Raw genomic sequence first — 18,494 nt, forward strand, 5'->3', positions numbered from 1 at the left:
TAGGCACCCGTCATGAAGTGGTTCCCTCGATGACTCAATACAGCGCGACCAGGGTCTTGTCCACCGGTGCAAAGGCATGCGCCCCGACGGCGTAGTCCCAACGCTCGACATGGCACTCGCCCTGCCCCTCCCGGGTAATGACATTGACGGAGTTCGGCACGTTGCCGCGCACCCGGCGCGAACACGTGGTTCCGGCCTGGACTATCCAGCCGCCCGCGGTTGCCGCCGGATCCAGGGGCAGCACGTAAGGCAGATGGATATGGCCGCCCAAGACCAAATCAACACCCGCCTGCGCCCAGGCCTCCAAGGCTCGCTCGCGTCCGATCAGCAGGTTGTGCCGATCCGACTCCACCTTGGCGCGCACCGGATGGTGCGCCACCACCACGCGCAGCTGTCCCGGCCGCGCCTGGCGCAGCCGTTCCGCGACCCGGGCGATCTGGGACGCGGAGATCTCGCCGTCCTTGCGCCGCTTGGGGCGCGTCGTGTTGACGCCGATGGCGAGCAGGCCGGCGTTCTCGAACACCGGCTCCAGCACCGGCCCCAGCGCCCGCTTGTAGTTGCCGTAGGGATTGAGCGCGCGGGCGAAGACGTTGAACAGCGGAATGTCGTGATTGCCCGGCACGGTCAGCACCGGCAGCGAAAGGCGTTCGATGAATTTGCGCGCGGCGGCGAACTGGCCGCGGCGCGCGCGTTGCGTGATGTCGCCGCTGAGCACCACCAGGTCGGGTTCGAGCGTGCGGGCGAGGTCCAGCGCGGCTTCGACCACGGGTTTGCGTTCCGTGCCGAAGTGGGTATCGGAAAAATGCAGGATGCGGGTCATGAACGGTCCAGGTATTGCGGGTCGGCCGGCACCACCAGCGGCAGCTTGTCATCGGCCACTTTGAATTCCAGCGGCGTGTCCATCCAGGATATCTCTCCGTCCATCGCCACCTTGACCCGGCGGCGCCCGCGCACGGCCACCGTCAGGCGGTCGAAGGCGAAGCTGAGCACATGATCGGCGTCGCCCAGGCGGCTGAACAGGCCGCGCAGCAGCAAGCCGTAGAGCGCCAGGGTGCCGACCGGCCGCGTCGCCATCGCGATCAGCTGGTTCTGCTCCAGCCCTTCGGAAGCGATGCCGATGTGCTCCAGCTGGAGCTTGTTGTTGCCCACTACCAGCGTGGGCGAACGCAGGGTGCGGGACTGGCCTGTGTGATCGAGCACCAGGCTCAGCTGGCGCGGCGCGCGCAGCAGCGTGACCAGGCCCGACCACAGCGCCACCAGCCGGCTGCGGCCGTACTTCTGCTTGTAGGCTTCGCGGTCTTCCAACAATTGCGGATACAGCCCCAGGCTGGCATTGACGAGGAACAGCCGGCCGTTGAGCATGCCGACCTGCGCCGGCCTGACCTGGCCTGACAGAAAGCCGCGCAAGGCCGTTTCCGTGTCCTGCGAAATGCCGTAGCTGCGGCCGAAGTAATTGAAGGTGCCCTGGGGCAGGATGCCGAACGGCACGCCCTTGCCCAGCACGACGCCGGCGACCGCACTGAGCGTGCCGTCGCCGCCAGCCGCGATGACGACGCCCTGCTGCTCCTGCGCGCGCCTGACCGCGGCCTCGGCGGTTTCGGCCAGGCGCAACGGGTCCTGCACGGGCATCAATTCGTGGCGCCGGCCGGCTTCGTCAAGTATGCGGCGGATGGTGTCCTGCAGGATCTGCGCGTCGCCGCGCCCCGATCCGGTGTTGAGGACGATGAAGAGGGGTTCCTGGCCCGTCAGGGTGTGGGCCGTTGCTGCCGGGTTCTGCTGGGGTGGCGTCATGGGACAAACATACCCCATGGCGGCAAAGCGCCGCAACAAGGCCGGCGGCGGGCGCGCGCAGGCGCCCGCCGCGACCGTTCAGCGGCCGATGGCGTAGGCCTGCATCAGGCGCGGCGTGGCCGCCGCGTGCAGCAGGCCGTCGGCGTCGCGCGACGCCGCGGTCAGGCGGCCCACCGACCATTCAGGCACTTCCTCGATCTGGTGCCCGCGCTGGCGCAGCGCCTCGATGACCTCGCGGCCGAAGCTCGCCTCCAGCGCCAGATGTCCCGGCTTGCGGTCCCGCGGATAGAAGGACGTGGGGAAATGCATGGTGTGGGACATGGGCAGGTCGATCGCTTCCTGCAGGTTCAGGCCGTGGTGCACGTGGCGCAGGAAGAACAGCAATTGCCATTGCTCCTGCTGGTCGCCGCCCGGCGTGCCGAACGCCAGATAGGGCTTGCCGTCGCGCAGCGCCAGCGAAGGCGTCAGCGTGGTGCGCGGACGCTTGCCGGGCGCCAGCGTGCCGGGCAGCCCTTCTTCCAGCCAGAACATCTGCGCGCGCGTGTTGAGCCCGAAGCCCAGCTCCGGGATCACCGGCGAGGACTGGAACCAGCCGCCCGAGGGCGTGGCCGAAATCATGTTGCCCCAGCGGTCGATGACGTCCACGTGGGTGGTGTCGCCGCGCTTGGCGGAAGCGCGCATGTCGGCCAGCGTGGGCTCGTTGGTGGCGCTGCCAGGCGCGGACACCTTGGACAGGCGTTCCAGCGTGTCCATGACGCGCTTCACCTGCGCCTCGAAACCGGGCACCTGGCCGGGCAACAGGTCCTGCGAGGCCGATTCGCCGATCAACGCGCGGCGCTCGGCGTTATAGACGTCGGACAGAAGGTGCTCCAGCGGCACGTCGACGAAAGCCGGATCGCCGTAATAGGCTTCGCGGTCGGCGAAGGCCAGCTTCATGGCTTCGGTCACGCGGTGCACGAACTCGGCGCTGGTCGGGCTCACGCCCGCCAGGTCCATGTCCTTGAGCAGCGCCAGGGTTTGCAGGAACACCGGGCCCTGGCTCCAGGAGCCGGCCTTGGCCACCGTATAGCCGTGGTAGTCGTACGTGACCGGCTTGTCGTAGCTGGCCGACCAGCCCGCCAGGTCGTCGGCGGTGATGACGCCGCGGTGAGTGGAACCGCTCTCGTCCATGACATCGGTGTTGCGCGCAAATTTGTCGATTTCCTCGGCGATGAAGCCGCGGTAGAAGGCGTCGCGCGCCGCCTCGATCTGGCGCTCACGGTCCGCGCCGGCGCTTTCGGCCTGCTGCAACACGCGGGTCCAGGTGCGGGCCAGCGCCGGATTGCGGAACAGCTTGCGGGCCTCGGGCACCTTGCCGCCGGGCACATAGACCTCGGCGGTCGTCGGCCAATGCGTCTGGAAGAAATCCTTCAGGCCGGCGATGGTATTAGAGATGCGCGGCATCAGCGCATGGCCGTGCTCGGCGTAATAGATGGCGGGCTCCAGCACGTCGCGCACGCGCATGCTGCCGTGGTCGCGCAGCAGCAGCATCCAGGCGTCGAAGGCGCCGGGGATGACGGTGGCCAGCAAGCCGTTGCCGGGGATGAGCTTCAGGCCTTCGGCGCGATAGCGTTCGAGCGTGGCGGCCGCGGGCGTGGTGCCCTGTCCGCACAGCACCTCGACGCGGCCGGTGCGCGCGGAGTAGAACACCGCGGGCACTTCGCCGGCCGGGCCGACCAGATGGGGTTCGACCACCTGCAGCACGAAGGCCGAAGCCACGCAGGCGTCAAAGGCGTTGCCGCCGCGCTCCAGCAGCGACATGCCGGCGGCGCTGGCCAGCCAATGTGTGGACGTCACGACACCGAAGGTGCCAAGAATTTCCGGGCGAGTCGTAAACATGGCTTACCCCCTACCCGCTGCGCGGGCCCCCTCAAGGGGGCGACGCCTACGGACCGGCAAAGCCGGATCCGTGGCGTCCCCGCTGTACCGCGCTACGTTGGCACTGTCGCTCGCTTGCGCATTCGGCACGCTTGATGTCATAGCCATGGTTCTACCTCACATTTTTCAGACGAATCAAGCCGTCGGGATACGGCACAAAGCCCTCGATCTTCTTCTGCACGCCGAAGGTCCACGGCAGGTAGAACAGGTAGACGATGGGACGCTGGTCCTGCATCGCAGCCAACACCTGGTCATACATGACGCGGCGCTTGGCGTTATCCGATTCGGCGCGGGCGTCGTTGAGCAGCTTGTCCACGGCGGGGTCGCAGAACTTGCCGTCGTTCAGGTTGCCCTTGCAGCTCAGGTACTGGTGGATGTTGCCGCTGGGATCGACGCGGCCCGACCAGCCGCTCTGCCCCACTTCGAAGTCGCCGCGCGCCAGCGAGGATTGCAGGGACGCGAACTCCACCGGACGCAGGGTGATGTCGAAGCCCGCTTCGGCGCCCATGGCCTGCACCAGCTCGAACACCTGCTGCATGGTGGTGTTGTTGCCGAAGGTGATCTCGAACTTGACGCGGTCATAGCCCGCTTCCTTCAGCAGGGCCTGCGCCTTCTTGGGATCGCGGCCCTTGTGCTCGAAAGCGGTGTTGTAGGCGAAGCTGGCCGGCGGGAACGGCTGGTAGGCGGGCTGGAACATGCCTTCGCCGATCACCTGATTGAGCACGTCGCGGTCGATCGCGAGGTCCAGCGCCTGGCGCACGCGCTTGTCCTTGGCCAGGGGGTTGTTGGCGCGCGCGCCGTTGGCCAGGTTCACCGAAATGGCCTGGAAGCCCAGGCCCGTCACCGGCGCCAGGTTCAGGTTCTTGTCGTCCTTCACGGCCTTGGCGTCGCTGGGCGCGACGCGCTCGATGATGTCCAGGTCGCCCGCGCGCAGATTGTTCAGGCGCACGGTGTTGTCGGGAATCGGGGTGTAGACCAGGCGGTCGAAGTGATAGTTGGCCGCATCCCAGTATTTGGGAAACTTCTCCAGCACGATGCGGTCGTTCTGCACCCGCTCCTTGAACTGGTAGGGGCCGGAGCACACCGGCTTGCCGCCCGGATCCTTGTCGAACGCGGCGGGCGACATCATCATCCCGGCGCGATCCGACAGTTGCGACAACAGCGAGGCGTCGGGCTCGGACAGGTTCAGCACCACGGTGTGGGCATCGGGCGCCTCGACGCTGGCGACGGTGGCCAACTCGCTCTTGCGGTTGCTGTCGGGCAGCGTGCGGGCGCGGTCGAGGTTGGCCTTGACGGCGGCGGCGTCCACCGGCGTGCCGTCATGGAACACGGCGTCGGTGCGCAACTTGAACGTCAGGACCTTGTTGTCCGGACTGATGGTCCAGGACTGCGCCAGCTGCGGCACGATCTTCAGATCCGGCGTGATCTCGACCAGCTTGTCGCACAGCGAGGCAAAGACGATGCGGCCCACGAACGTGCGCGCGCGCACCGGGTCCAGCACATCGGGGTCGTCCTGCAGGCCGATACGCAGGGTGGACTGGGCTTGCGCCAGTCCGCTGGCCAGCATTCCCGCCATGGCCATGGCGAGGCAAAGTTTACGCATGAAAGATCTCCGTCGGTTCAGGTCGGCCTGGTTCCCCGCGCGGACGCGCCGCCTGGCATGAGGGAACAGACCCGAGCCGTGCTGCATCGCCGGGTCCATCCCCCGCTGCGCACGTTCTTGTTGGATTCTGCGCCAGGCGCGGCGCGATTGTATAGAGGCGCGGCTGTCTCGGGCCTAAACGGCCGCCGGCCGGCCGCCTTGCGGACGCGTTTTCAGGGAATGCGGCAAGGCGCCGCGAAGTCCGCCGCGGCCTGGACCTCGGCGCGCAGCTTGCTCACCAGGGGCCTGGCGTCGTCGCGCCGGTACTGGAAGGCATAGGGCAAGGCCGCCAGGGGCCGGTCCCCGTCCAGCACGCGCAGGCTGCCCTCGGCCTGCAGCGCGCCGGCCCAATGGCTGGGCAGCAGGCCGACCCCGGTGCCTTCGATCAGCAGGCCGACCACCGCCCCCCAGTTATTGCAGCAGAGACGTTCGCCGCCTGCCTCGCGGCCGGCCAGCCAGTCGTCGATGATGCGCGTGGTGCCGGCCCCCGCCGGCAGCGTGACCAGCGGCAGGCGTTCCAGCAAGGCCGGCGTCATGCGCGTGGCGCCGTCCAGCACGGCTGGCGCGGCGGCCCAGGAGAACTCGGCCTGGCCGATGGCCGTGGAAGCGATGTTGGGGCGCGAGGATCGGCCCGCGATCACGGCGAAATCGAGTTCGCCATCGGCCACGCGCTGCTCCAGCACCTGGCCGATGTCGACATAGGGCTCCAGCACCAGGTCGGGATAGGCGGCGCGCACGCCGCGGATCAGGCGTGGCAGCCAGGTCAGCGCGGTCAATTCGCCCACGCCGAAACGGCAGCGGCCGCTCAGCCCCGTGCTTTGCGCCAGCGAGGCCCGGATCTGCTCGGCCGAGGCCAGCAGGTCGCGCGCCTGCGGCAGCAGGCGCTGGCCGGCGTCGGTCAGCACCGCCTTGTGGCCGCTGCGGTCAAAGAGAGAGAGGCCCAGGCCCTCCTCCAGCTCGGCGATGCGCTTGGACAGCGACGACACCGACAGGTGCAGGCGCTCGGCGGCCACGGCAAAGCTTGCGCAGGTGGCGGCCCAGTAGAAGGCTTCAAGTTGCTTGAGGGTCATGCGTGGATTGTAGGGGCGCCCGGCATAGGGGCGCCCGGCGTAGGGGCGCCCGGCTTAGGGGCGCCCGGCGGCCCCATGCTCAGGCTCCGGGACCGGAAGCCCCGCTGAATCAGGCGGCTTGCGGCGTCAACAGGTGCGCGGAAAGCCGGAGGGTATCGATGGCGGCGCGGAGCATGCGCTCGACGCGCGGCCACATATCGCCCTTGAGACGGTCGGACCAGCAGATGCTGCCGAAGATGCCGTCGACCAGGGAGTGCAGATAGACATTGGACAGGCGCACGTCCAGCGCGCGCGGCAGGTCTTCGCGCCTGACCGCGGCGCGCAGCAGCTTCTCCGACGTGCGCAGGGCGTGGCGTTCCCACAGGTCGCGCCGGCGCAATAGCGGCGCGTTCTCGTCGCTGTGCTCGCACTTCAGGTACAGGATTTCCAGCACGCGCTGCACCGATCCTTCCTGCGCGTAGATCTGTATGTACTGCCGCATGGAGGCGTAGAGCGATTCCAGCACCTCGCCGTCGGTCGACACCTGGGTCAGCGTCGCCGCCTCGCCCAGCGCGCGGTCGCACATGGCGATACAGACGTCGATCTTGTTCTTGTAATGGCCGTAGACGGCGCCCCGGGACACGCCCGCGTGGTCGGCGATGTCGCTCATGGTGGTGCCGGCCACCCCTTTGGACAGGAATACGTGTTCGGCCGCATCGAGGATGCGGTCACGGGTGCGTTGGGATTCTTCCTTCGTCTTGCGGGCCATGCTGGGGTCTCCTTCCAAAAATGTCGGTGGCAAAAAAACGGCGGCTCCACAACCGAGAAGCCGCCTTTTCCACACTGTTAACAAGTGTGAAGCGCGAAGCATACTTTCGAACAAACTAATTAATCAAGCATGACGGATTAAATGATAGACTCGCTTCCCCACCGGGAAAGTCGGCGCCTTTCCCCACCACGGCCCCCTGCGGCCACACCACGACAATTTTAAAAATGAAGCAAAGAGTCTCTCTACGCACGCTCGCCCTTTTATCCGTAGTAGTTCTTATTACTGGTTGCTCGAAGCCGGAAGCCCAGCAAGCCGCCCAGGAACCCGCCGAGGTCGGCGTCATCGTCGCGGCGGCCACGCCCACCAGCGTCGCCACCGAACTGCCGGGCCGGCTGGAACCCTATCGCGAGGCCGAGGTGCGCGCCCGCGTGGCGGGCATCGTCACCGCGCGCCTGTACGAGGAAGGCCAGGACGTGGCGCGCGGCGCCGCCCTGTTCCAGATCGATCCCGCCCCCTTGCAGGCCGCCTACGATTCCGAAGCCGCCAACCTGGCGCGGGCGCAGGCGAACCTGTCCGCCGCCGCCGACAAGCTGCGCCGCTACGCGGACCTGGTGTCGGACCGCGCCATCAGCGAACGCGACCACGCCGAAAGCGTGGCACAGGAACGCCAGGCCCGGGCCGAGGTCGCCCTGGCCCGCGCCAACCTGCAAAGCGCCAAGCTGAAGCTGGACTACGCCCGCGTCACCTCGCCCATCGACGGGCGGGCGCGGCGCGCGCTGGTGACGGAAGGCGCGCTGGTCGGCGAAGGCCAGGCCACGCCGCTGACGGTGGTGCAGCAGATCGATCCCATCTACGTGAACTTCGCGCAGCCCGCCGCCGAGGTGATGCAGCTGCAGAAGCAGATCCGCGCCGGCGCCCTGGAAAGCGTGGCGCCGGACCAGGTTCGGGTGCGGCTGCTGCTGCCTGACGGTTCCGAGTACGCGCGCGGCGGCACGCTGTCGTTTGCCGACCTGGCGGTCGATCCGGGCACGGACAACGTCACCATGCGGGCGCTGTTCGAGAACCCGGGCCGCGACCTGCTGCCGGGCATGTACGTGCGGGTGCGGCTGGAGCAGGCGATCAATCGCGACACCTACCTGGTTCCGCGCAACGCCCTGCTGCGCAACGCCGAAGGCGCGCACGTGCTGGCCGCCGGGCCGGACGGCGAACTGAAGAAGATCGCCGTCACGGCGCATCGGCTGCAGGGCGCCAACTGGATCGTCACGCAGGGACTGGCGGGCGGCGAGCGCATCGTCGTCGAGAACGCCGCGCACCTGGCCGCGGGCCAGAAAATCAAACCGGTGGAACGGGCCGCGCCCAGCGCGCAGGCCGCCGCCGCAGAAAATCCCGAGGCCGGCGTCCAGGCAAGGACGGCCGCCGAGGGCAAAAAAGGATAAACCGCAATGGCGCGTTTTTTTATCGATCGCCCGGTCTTCGCCTGGGTGATCTCGCTACTGATCGTGCTGGTCGGCATCCTGTCGATCCGCGCGTTGCCGGTGGCTCAGTATCCCGACATCGCTCCGCCGGTGGTCAACGTCGGCGCCAGCTATCCCGGCGCCTCGGCCAAGGTGGTCGAAGAGGCCGTCACCGCCATCATCGAACGCGAGATGAACGGCGCCCCGGGGCTGATGTACACCTCGTCCAGCAGCGATTCGACGGGCTGGGCCAGCATCAACCTGACCTTCAAGCAAGGCACCAATCCGGACCTGGCGGCCGTGGAAGTGCAGAACCGCCTGAAGGCGGTGGAGCCGCGCCTGCCCGAATCGGTGCGTCGCGACGGCGTGCGCGTGGAGAAGGCGGCCGACAACATCCAGCTGGTGGTGTCGCTGAAATCGGACGGCAGCCTGGACGACATCCAGCTGGGCGAGCTGGCCGCCTCCAACGTGCTGCAGGCCCTGCGCCGCGTGGAAGGCGTGGGCAAGGTGCAATCCTTCGGCGCCGAAGCCGCCATGCGCATCTGGCCCGATCCGGCCAAGCTGACGGCCATGTCCCTGACCCCGGGCGACATCGTCACGGCCCTGCGCAGCCATAACGCGCGGGTCACCATCGGCGAACTCGGCAACCAGGCCGTGCCCAAGGACGCCCCGCTGAACGCCAGCATCGTCGCCGGCGAATCCCTGCGCACGCCCGAGCAGTTCGGCAACATCCCGCTGCGCGCGCAGCCGGACGGCGCCACGCTGCGCCTGAAGGACGTGGCCCGGGTCGAGCTGGGCGGCACCGACTATATGTACCTGTCGCGCGTCAACGGCATGACCGGCACCGGCCTGGGCATCAAGCTGGCGCCCGGGTCGAACGCGGTGGAAACCACCAAGCGCATCCGCGCCACGATGCAGGAGCTGGCCCAGTACTTCCCGCCGGGGGTGACCTGGGACATTCCGTACGAGACCTCCACCTTCGTGGAGATCTCCATCAAGAAGGTGCTGATGACGCTGCTGGAAGCCGTGGCCCTGGTGTTCTGCGTGATGTACCTGTTCATGCAGAACTTCCGCGCCACGCTCATTCCGACGCTGGTCGTGCCCGTGGCCCTGCTGGGCACGCTGGGCGTGATGCTGGGCCTGGGCTATTCCATCAACGTGCTGACGATGTTCGGCATGGTGCTGGCCATCGGCATCCTGGTGGACGACGCCATCGTCGTGGTGGAGAACGTCGAGCGCATCATGGCCGAGGAAGGCCTGCCGCCGCGCGAGGCCACGGTGAAGGCCATGGGCCAGATCAGCGGCGCCATCGTGGGCATCACGGTGGTGCTGGTGTCGGTGTTCGTGCCCATGGCCTTCTTCGACGGCGCGGTGGGCAACATCTACCGCCAGTTCGCGGTGACGCTGGCCGTGTCGATCGCGTTCTCGGCCTTCCTGGCGCTGTCGCTGACGCCGGCGCTGTGCGCCAGCATGCTCAAGCCCATCGCCGCGGGCCACCACGAGAAGCGCGGCTTCTTCGGCTGGTTCAACCGGGCCTTCGCGCGCCTGACCACGCGCTATACGGCGCGGGTCTCGGGCGTGCTGGCGCGGCCAGTGCGCTTCGGCCTGGCCTACCTGGCGGTGATCGCCGCGGTGGCGCTGCTGTTCGCGCGCCTGCCCTCCTCCTTCCTGCCGGACGAGGACCAGGGCAGCTTCATGGCCATGGTCATCCTGCCCCAGGGCTCGCCGCAGGCCGAGACCATGGCGATGGTGAAGGAGGTCGAGCGCTACATGATGGAGCACGAGCCCGTCGCATACGTTTATTCGGTCAACGGCTTCAGCAACTACGGCAGCGGACCGAACTCGGCCATGTTCTTCGTCACGCTGAAGGACTGGAAGCAGCGCGGCGCCGCCGACCTGCACGTGAATGCGGTGGTCGAACGCATCAACGCCGCCTTCGCCGACCGCAAGAACGTCATGGTGCACGCGCTGAACTCGCCGCCGCTGCCCGACCTGGGCTCCACCTCCGGCTTCGACTTCCGCCTGCAGGACCGCGGCGGCCTGGGCTACGAGGCCCTGACCCAGGCCCGCCAGCAGCTGCTGGCGGCGGCGGCCAAGCATCCCGCGCTCACCGAGGTCGTCTTCGCCGGCCAGGAAGACGCCCCCCAGCTGCAGCTGTTCGTCGACCGCGACAAGGCCCAGGCCATGGGCGTGACGATCGACGAGATCAACACGGCGCTGGCGGTGATGTATGGATCGGACTACATCGGCGACTTCATGCTCAACGGCCAGGTGCGGCGCGTGACCGTGCAGGCCGACGGCAAGAGCCGCGTCAAGGTGGACGACGTGTCGCGCCTGCACGTGCGCAACCTGCAGGGCCAGATGGTGCCGCTGTCCGCCTTCGCCACCCTGACGTGGTCGATGGGGCCGCCGCAGCTCAACCGCTACAACGGCTTCCCTTCGTTCACGATCAACGGCTCGGCGGCGCCGGGTCACAGCAGCGGCGAAGCCATGCGCGCCATGGAAGCCCTGGCGGCCGACCTGCCGCGCGGCATCGGCTTCGACTGGTCGGGCCAGTCCTACGAGGAACGGCTGTCCGGCAACCAGGCGCCCGTGCTGTTCGCGCTGTCGGTGCTGGTGGTGTTCCTGGCGCTGGCCGCGCTGTATGAAAGCTGGTCCATCCCGCTGGCGGTGATCCTGGTGGTGCCGCTGGGCGTGATCGGCGCGGTGCTGGGGGTGACGTTGCGCGGCATGCCCAACGACATCTACTTCAAGGTCGGCCTCATCGCCACCATCGGGCTGTCGGCCAAGAACGCGATCCTGATCGTGGAAGTGGCCAAGGACCTGGTGCGCGACGGCCAGGGCATCGTGTCCGCCACCCTGGAGGCGGCAAGGCTGCGGCTGCGCCCCATCGTGATGACCTCGCTGGCCTTCGGCGTGGGCGTGCTGCCCCTGGCGCTGGCCACCGGCGCGGCCTCGGGCGCCCAGGCCGCGATCGGCACGGGCGTGCTGGGCGGCATCATCACCGCGACGGTGCTGGCCATCTTCCTGGTGCCGCTGTTCTTTCTCATCGTGGGCCGCGTGCTGGGCACGCGCGTCCGCCCCTCGCGTCCGCAAGGCCGCGAAACGCTGGAGACCTCGCCATGAAGGCTATGGCAATGACCCTGCTTGCGCTGGCCCTGGCCGGCTGCTCGCTGGCCCCCAAGTACGAACGCCCGGCCGCGCCGGTCCCGCAGGCCTATGACACGCCTGCCGCCGAAGGCCTGGCGGCCATGCCGCAGGATTGGCGCGGCTACTTCAACGACCCGGCGCTGCAAGCCTGGATCGAAGCCGCGCTGAAGAACAACCGCAACCTGCGGGTGGCGGCGCTCCGCATCCAGGAAGCGCGCGCGCTCTATGGCGTGCAACAGGCCGACCGCCTGCCGTCCATCGACGGCGTGGGCGAGTACAGCCGCGGCCGCGGCGCCGAACCCGGCCAGCCGCGCATGCCCGTGGCGGACCGCTACCGCGCCGCCGTCGGCATTTCCGCGTTCGAGCTGGATTTCTTCGGCCGCGTGAAAAGCCTGAGCGACGCCGCCTTGTCGCGCTACCTGGCCAGCGAGGAGGCGCACCGCGCCGCCACGCTGTCGCTGGTCTCGGAAACGGCGACGGCCTATTTCAACCAGCGCTCGCTGGCCGAGCAGTTGCGCCTGACCGAGAGCACCCTGGCGGTGCGCGAGGCCTCGCTCAAACTCACGCAGCGCCGCTATGACGCTGGATTGGAAACGGCCGTGGGACTGCGCACCGCGCAGATGCTGGTGGAGTCGTCGCGCGCCACGCACGCCGAGCTGAGCCGCGAGTACCGCCAGGCCGTGCATACGCTGGGCCTGCTGGCGGGCGACTTTTCCCTGCCGCCCGACGCCGACGCCGTCACGCTGGAAAGCCAAAGCCTGACGCCGCTGGCGGCCGGCCTGCCGTCCACGCTGCTGGTCCGGCGCCCGGACCTGCGCCAAGCCGAAGACACGCTGCGCGCCGCCAACGCCGACATCGGCGCGGCGCGCGCGGCGTTCTTTCCGTCGGTGCAGCTGACGACGGACATCGGCACCACCGCCGGCAGCTTCTCGGACCTGTTCGGTTCAGGCACGGGCACCTGGAGCTTCGTGCCCAAGCTGACGCTGCCCATCTTCAACGCCGGGCGCAACAGCGCCAACCTGTCGCTGGCCGAAACGCGCAAGGACATCGCGGTGGCGCAGTACGAAGGCAGCATCCAGCAAGCCTTCCGCGAAGTGGCCGACGCCCTGTCCGCGCGCGACACGCTGCGCGCCCAGATCGACGCCCAGCGCAAGGTCCGCGACGCCGACCGCGACCGCCAGCGCCTGACCGAAAGACGCTACGAACGCGGCGTGGCCAGCTACCTGGAAATGCTGGAAGCGCAGCGCAGCCTGTTCGAATCCGAGCAGGAGTTCATCCGGCTGCAACAGCGCCGGCTGGTCAATGCGGTGGAGTTGTACAAGGCCTTGGGAGGCTGGGAACAGGCGGACCCGCCGGGCATTTCCGGTTGATGCGCTGGCGGGCTACGCGCGCCGCAGGCCGGAATTCCTGTTCCGGCCTTTCGACGCGGCCCCATCCCGCCGTCAGCTTTTCTCGATGCGATAGGCGCAGCGGCGCGCGCCCGCAAGGATATGCTCTTCGCGCCGCACCTGGACCTCGTCGCCCAGCACCTTGTGGAAGAGTTCCAGCTCGCTGCGGCAAAAGCCCATACAGGCTTTGGCCGCGGAGCAGATCGGGCAATGGTTCTCGATGAAGAGATAGTCCTTGCCGTCCTTGCGCAGCTCGGCCATGTAGCCTTCCGCGGACCGCACTTCCACCAGCCGCTCCAGCCTTTCCTTGAGGCTGCGGGCGCCTTGCATGGCCTGGCGGTAGCCGTTCAGCATGGCCGTCTCGCGCGCCTGGATCAGCTTTTCGACGCCATCCTCGCCGAACACCTGGCGGATGGCGCCTATCATCTGCACCGTCATTTCGGCATGCGTGTCCGGAAAGCGCCCATGCCCCGCTTCCGTCAGGAACCAGATCTGCGTAGGCCGGCCCCGGCCCGCGCTCTGGCTTTCCGAATCTACCAATCCCTCGGCATGCAGGCGGGCCATCTGCTGGCGCACGGCCTCGGCCGTCACGTCCATGGCCTTGGCGATGACCGCGACCGATTGCGGGCCGCGCGTCTTCAGGGTCATGAGCACGCGGTCCGCCGGTTGATGCTGCCAGGCGACGGGATGGGACGGGCTGTCGGACATGGATGTGGGGTCTCCGGATAGGTGCCTATGGTGCCACGAACCGCGCCTGGCGGTCAGCCGGCGGCCGCTTGCGGCGCCGCCTCGGGCGCTTCCCAGCCGCCGCCCAGCGCCTTGTACAGCGCGATCAGGCGGGTATAGGACTCGGTCTCGGCGACGGCCACGGCGTCCTGGGCGCGCAAAAGCGTACGCTGCGCGTCCAGCACCGTCAAATACGGCGCGCTGCCTTCGCGGTAGCGCAGCTGCGCCAGCTCCGCCGCCCTGCCGCTATGCACGGCGGCCTGCGCCAGGCTGCCCAACCGCTGCTGCGTCTGACCGTATTCCGTCAGCGCCGACTCCAGCTCCTCGACCGCGCGCAGCACGGTCTGCTCGTAGCTGGCGACGGCGCCATCGGAGCGCGCCACCGCGCCGCGCTTGCGCGCCAGTGCCGTCGGCAGGTGGAAGGCGGGCCAATTGGCATTGGCCGCGACGCTGAAGGCGCGGCTGGCCGACGAACCGAAATCCGCGCCGCGCAAGGCGACGAAGCCCAGGAAGCCGCCCAGGTCTATGCGCGGGTACAGCTCGGCGGTCGCCACCCCCACGTCGGCGTTGGCGGCGGCCATGTTGCGTTCGGCCGCCAGCACGTCGGGGCGGCGCGACAGCAAGGCGCTCACGTCGCCGATCGGCAGACGGGTGTCCAGCGGCGGCAGCACCCTGTCCCCGTCCAGTTCGCCCAGCTCCACCGGCCGCAGGCCCGCCAGCACCGCGATCCGGTACTGCGCCAGCCGCCGGGCGGCGATCTGCACCGGCACGCTGGCCTGCACGGTCTCCAGCTCGGCGCGCGCGCTGGCCAGATCGCCCTCGTCACCGCGGCCGGCCGTCACCATGGCCTGGATCACGCGCAGGCTGTCGCGCTGGCTGTCCAGGTTGGCGCGCGCCACCGCCAGGCGCTGCTCCGCGCCGCGCAGTTCGAAATAGTTGCGCGCCACTTCTGCGGCCACCACGATGCGGGTCTGGGCCAGGTCGGCGGCCTGCGCTTCGCTGCGCGCGGCCGCGCCTTCCGCCGCCCGGCGCAGCCGGCCGAACAGGTCCAGCTCCCAGGTGGCGTCGAAGCCCGCCCGGTAGCTCTGCGCCAGGTTGCGCTGGCCGGCGCCGGCGTTGGCCTGGGACAGACTGCGCTCATAGCCTCCGCCCAAAGTGACCGCCGGCAGCTGGTCCAGCTGCTTCTCGTCCAGCGCCGCGCGCGATTCGGCCAGCCGCGCCTGCGCGATGCGTATGTCCAGATTGCGGGCCAGCGCCAGTTCGATCAGGCGGTCCAGCTGCGGGTCCTGCAATTGCTTCCACCAGTCGCGCTGCAGCCGGTCGGCGGAGAAGCGGGCCTGCTCGGGGCTGGCCAGCGTCACCGGCGCGGATTGGGGCTTGTGGTAGTCGGGGCCGACGGCGCAGCCCGCGGCGGCCAGCGCCGCCAGCAGTACCACGGCGCCGCGGCGCAGACGTTGGGATAGTTGGGAATTCTTCATGATCGTTTCCTTCGGCTAGGCGGCGGCGCCCGGCACGGCGGCGTCCTCTGCCTGGGCCAGCGCCAACTCCTTGGCGCGTGGCGTGTCGTGCGCCGCGCGGTGGTCGCGGGCGAACACGGTGTAGACGGTGGGCAGCACGAACAGCGTGAACAGCGTGCCGACCAGCAGCCCCACCACAATGACGAGGCCCAGGCTGTAGCGGCTGTGCGCGCCCGCGCCGCTGGCGAACAGCAACGGGATCAGGCCCATGACCATGGCGGCGGTCGTCATCAGGATGGGGCGCAGGCGGATGCGGGCGGCCTGCTCCATCGCGGCGCGCCGGTCCAGCCCGTGGCTGACCTGCATCTCGTTGGCGAACTCCACCATCAGGATGCCGTGCTTGCTGATCAGGCCGATCAGCGTCACCAGCCCGATCTGGGTATAGATGTTGACGGTCGCCATGCCCAGCGCCAGCGGGATCAGCGCGCCGCAGATCGACATGGGCACGCTCACCAGGATGATGAAGGGATCGCGCAGGCTCTCGTACTGCGCGGCCAGCACCAGGTAGATCACGATGATGGCGAAGATGAAGGTGATCATCAGCGCCGAGCCTTCCTGGCTGTACTGGCGCGCATCGGACTGCCAGTCGTAGCTGAAGCCGGCGGGCAGGAACCTGGCCTGTTTGGTCAGAAACTGCACCGCGTCGCCCATGGTGACGCCCGGCATGGGGATGGCCTGGAAGGTGGCGGCGTTGAGCTGGTTGAACTGGGTCAGCTTGTTCGGCTCCACGCCCATGGACACCGTCACGATGTTCGACAGAGGCACCTGCTCGCCGCTGGCGCTCTTGACGTAGTAGCGCGCCAGCGATTCGGGCGAGATGCGCTGTTGGCGCAGGCTTTGCGGAATCACGTCATAGGAGCGCCCGTCCATGCCGAAGCGGTTGACGTAGTTTTCGCCCACCAGCACCGCCAGGGTGTCGCCGATGGCCTTCATGGTGACGCCCAGGCTGTTGGCCTTGGCGCGGTCCACCTTCAGCTGCACCACCGGGTTGTTGTAGTCCAGGTCGCTGTCGACCACCATGAACAGCCCGCTTTCGCGCGCCGCCTTCTTCAAGCCTTCCATGGCCTCGTAGACCACGGGGTAGTCCGACGCGCTCATGATGACCATCTGCACCGGCAGCCCGCCGGTGGAACCCGGCAGGGACGGCAGCTGGAAGGCGAAGATGTTGCTGCCTTCGACCTGGTTCACCATGGATTGCATGTCGGCCTGGATCTGGTCGGCCGAACGCTGGCGCTTTTCCCAGGGCACGAAGTCCACGCCGCCGATGCTGTTGGACACGCCGTCGGAGCCGTTGATCAGCCAGCGCCCCTGCTGCTCGGGCAGGGTCTTCATCACGTCGTCCCACTTGCGGCCGAACTTCTCCACATAGTCGATATTGGCGTGCTGCGGCGACTTGATCGCGGTCAGCACGGTGGACTGGTCTTCCACCGGCGCCAGTTCGCGCTGCGCGGCGTTGTACAGGAACGGCACGCTGGCCAGCACCGCCACGGCGAGCAGGCCGGTGACCCAGCGGTGATGCAGCGAAACATCCAGCAAGCGGCCATAGGCATCGCCCAGACGTCCGAAGAAATGCTCGGCGCGGCGCGCCATCCAGCCTTCGGAGACGCGGCTGTTCAGCAGGAAGGAACTCATCACCGGCGACAGGGTCAGCGCGATGACGCCGGACACGACCACCGCCCCGGCCAGGGTGAAGGCGAATTCCTTGAACAGCGAACCGGTAAGCCCGCCCATCAGGCCGATGGGCGCATAGACGGCCGCCAGCGTGATCGTCATGGCGATCACCGGTCCCGCCACCTCGCGCGCGCCGATGAGGGCCGCGCGCACGGGCGATTTGCCCTCTTCGATGTGCCGGTGCACGTTTTCCACCACGACGATGGCGTCGTCCACCACCAGGCCGATGGCCAGCACCATGGCCAGCAGGGTCAGCAGGTTCACGCTGAAGCCGAACAAGGCCATGATGGCCGCGCCGCCCAGCATGGACAGCGGTATGGTCAGCACCGGAATGAGCACGGCGCGCAACGACCCCAGGCACAGGAAGATCACCGCCACCACGATGACGATGGCTTCGATCAGCGTATGCACCACGCCGTCGATGGAGGCGCTGATGAAGCGCGCCAGCTCGAACGGCACCTGCACGCTAGTGCCCGGCGGCAGGTTCTGCTTGATGTTGGGCAGCAGCTCGTTCAGGCGCTTGACGATGACCAGCGGATTGCCCACCGGCGTGGCGTTCAGCCCGAAGTACACCGCGGGCTCGCCGTCCATCAGGCCGCTGGAATCGGTGGAAGCCGCGCCCAGTTCCACCGTGGCCACGTCGCCCAGCCGCACGATGGCGTCGCCGTCGCGCTTGACGACCATGTCGCGGAATTCCGCCACGTTGACCAGGTCAGTGTTGACCTGGATGTTGGACACCACGTACAGGCCCTTGGCCTGCCCCGGCGCCGCCTGCACGTTATTGTCGCGCAAGGCGTCGGCCAGCTCGCCGGCGGAGATGCCGCGCGCCGCCATCCGGTTCGGGTCCAGCCACACCCGCATGGCCAGCTTCTGTCCGCCGTACAGTTCCACGCTGGCCACGCCGTCGATGGACGACAGCTGCGGCTGCACCACGCGCGACAGGTAGTCGGTCAGCGACGCGAGCGACAAGGTGCTGCTGGAAAAGCCGACATAGGCCACCGCGGTCGCCTCGCCGGCGGACTTGACCAGCACCGGGTCGTAGACGTCGCGCGGCAGGCGGTACTTGACCTCGTTGACCTTGGCCATCACCTCGGTCATGGCCTTGTTGGAATCGGCGTTCAGCTTCATCCGCACCGTGATCACGCTGCGGCCCTGGGTGGACGAGGACGACAGGTAGTCGATGCCTTCCACCGTGGCCACGGACTGCGCGATGGGTTGCGTGACGAAGCCTTGCATCAGGTCGGGCGACGCGCCCGGGTACTGGGTGGTGATGGTGATGGTGGTGCTTTCGGTCAGCGGATACTGCCGCACCGGCAGGCCGCTCAGGGCCTTGATGCCCAGCAGCAGGATCAGGGTGCTGACCACCAGGGCCAGCACCGGCCGGCGCACGAAGAGATCGGTGAATTTCATGTTCGACTCC

12 protein-coding genes are annotated in these 18,494 nt (G+C 68.3%); 3 read left to right on the top strand and 9 right to left on the bottom strand.

The genetic code is table 11. The features are described from left to right. Nucleotides 1-34 precede the first annotated feature (34 nt). The 6 genes from HWY37_RS10815 to axyZ all read right to left on the bottom strand — a co-directional run bounded on the left by HWY37_RS10815 (nucleotide 35) and on the right by axyZ (nucleotide 7,168). Nucleotides 35-820, bottom strand: coding sequence for a metallophosphoesterase family protein (locus HWY37_RS10815; protein ID WP_176088607.1), 786 nt, complete (start codon nucleotides 818-820; stop codon nucleotides 35-37). After that, nucleotides 817-1,791: a diacylglycerol/lipid kinase family protein gene (locus HWY37_RS10820; protein WP_175207956.1), complete on the bottom strand. Its 975-nt coding sequence runs from the start codon at nucleotides 1,789-1,791 to the stop codon at nucleotides 817-819. The genes HWY37_RS10815 and HWY37_RS10820 overlap by 4 nt, the downstream gene beginning before the upstream one ends. Before the next feature lie 78 nt (nucleotides 1,792-1,869). After that, the gene (locus tag HWY37_RS10825) at nucleotides 1,870-3,669 is read right to left on the bottom strand and encodes a gamma-glutamyltransferase family protein (RefSeq protein ID WP_176088608.1); all 1,800 of its coding nucleotides are present in this window, start codon (nucleotides 3,667-3,669) and stop codon (nucleotides 1,870-1,872) included. 151 nt (nucleotides 3,670-3,820) lie between these two features. Continuing rightward, nucleotides 3,821-5,311, bottom strand: coding sequence for an ABC transporter substrate-binding protein (locus HWY37_RS10830; RefSeq protein WP_176088609.1), 1,491 nt, complete (start codon nucleotides 5,309-5,311; stop codon nucleotides 3,821-3,823). Between the two features lie 212 nt (nucleotides 5,312-5,523). Further along, on the bottom strand, nucleotides 5,524-6,420 hold the full coding sequence (locus tag HWY37_RS10835; RefSeq protein ID WP_176088610.1) for a LysR family transcriptional regulator: 897 nt from the start codon (nucleotides 6,418-6,420) through the stop codon (nucleotides 5,524-5,526). A 109-nt stretch (nucleotides 6,421-6,529) separates the two neighbouring features. Then, nucleotides 6,530-7,168, bottom strand: a complete 639-nt coding sequence (gene axyZ, locus HWY37_RS10840; RefSeq protein WP_176088611.1) for a multidrug efflux transcriptional repressor AxyZ — start codon at nucleotides 7,166-7,168, stop codon at nucleotides 6,530-6,532. 224 nt (nucleotides 7,169-7,392) lie between these two features. Here axyZ and HWY37_RS10845 point away from each other — a divergent pair, with 224 nt between their 5' ends. From HWY37_RS10845 to oprZ, 3 genes are read left to right on the top strand one after another with little or no spacing between them, the layout of a single operon-like run. Continuing rightward, on the top strand, nucleotides 7,393-8,604 hold the full coding sequence (locus HWY37_RS10845; protein ID WP_054065465.1) for a MexX/AxyX family multidrug efflux RND transporter periplasmic adaptor subunit: 1,212 nt from the start codon (nucleotides 7,393-7,395) through the stop codon (nucleotides 8,602-8,604). Between the two features lie 6 nt (nucleotides 8,605-8,610). Further along, a complete protein-coding gene (locus HWY37_RS10850; protein ID WP_175207951.1) occupies nucleotides 8,611-11,748 on the top strand; it encodes a multidrug efflux RND transporter permease subunit in 3,138 nt (1,045 codons plus the stop codon). Further along, complete coding sequence (oprZ, locus tag HWY37_RS10855; RefSeq protein ID WP_175207950.1) at nucleotides 11,745-13,142, top strand: multidrug efflux RND transporter outer membrane subunit OprZ; 1,398 nt, start codon at nucleotides 11,745-11,747, stop codon at nucleotides 13,140-13,142. The genes HWY37_RS10850 and oprZ overlap by 4 nt, the downstream gene beginning before the upstream one ends. A gap of 72 nt (nucleotides 13,143-13,214) precedes the next feature. Here oprZ and HWY37_RS10860 read toward each other — a convergent pair whose 3' ends face one another. Genes HWY37_RS10860 through HWY37_RS10870 form a run of 3 tightly spaced genes read right to left on the bottom strand, consistent with a single transcriptional unit; the run spans nucleotide 13,215 to nucleotide 18,484 of the window. Beyond that, nucleotides 13,215-13,868: a helix-turn-helix transcriptional regulator gene (locus tag HWY37_RS10860; protein ID WP_054065468.1), complete on the bottom strand. Its 654-nt coding sequence runs from the start codon at nucleotides 13,866-13,868 to the stop codon at nucleotides 13,215-13,217. Between the two features lie 53 nt (nucleotides 13,869-13,921). Beyond that, a complete protein-coding gene (locus HWY37_RS10865) occupies nucleotides 13,922-15,364 on the bottom strand; it encodes an efflux transporter outer membrane subunit (RefSeq protein WP_054065469.1) in 1,443 nt (480 codons plus the stop codon). A gap of 15 nt (nucleotides 15,365-15,379) precedes the next feature. Beyond that, a complete protein-coding gene (locus tag HWY37_RS10870; protein ID WP_175207949.1) occupies nucleotides 15,380-18,484 on the bottom strand; it encodes a MexW/MexI family multidrug efflux RND transporter permease subunit in 3,105 nt (1,034 codons plus the stop codon). Nucleotides 18,485-18,494: the final 10 nt, after the last annotated feature.

This window comes from Achromobacter anxifer (assembly GCF_903652925.1).
In the GTDB taxonomy this organism is placed as follows: domain Bacteria; phylum Pseudomonadota; class Gammaproteobacteria; order Burkholderiales; family Burkholderiaceae_B; genus Achromobacter; species Achromobacter anxifer.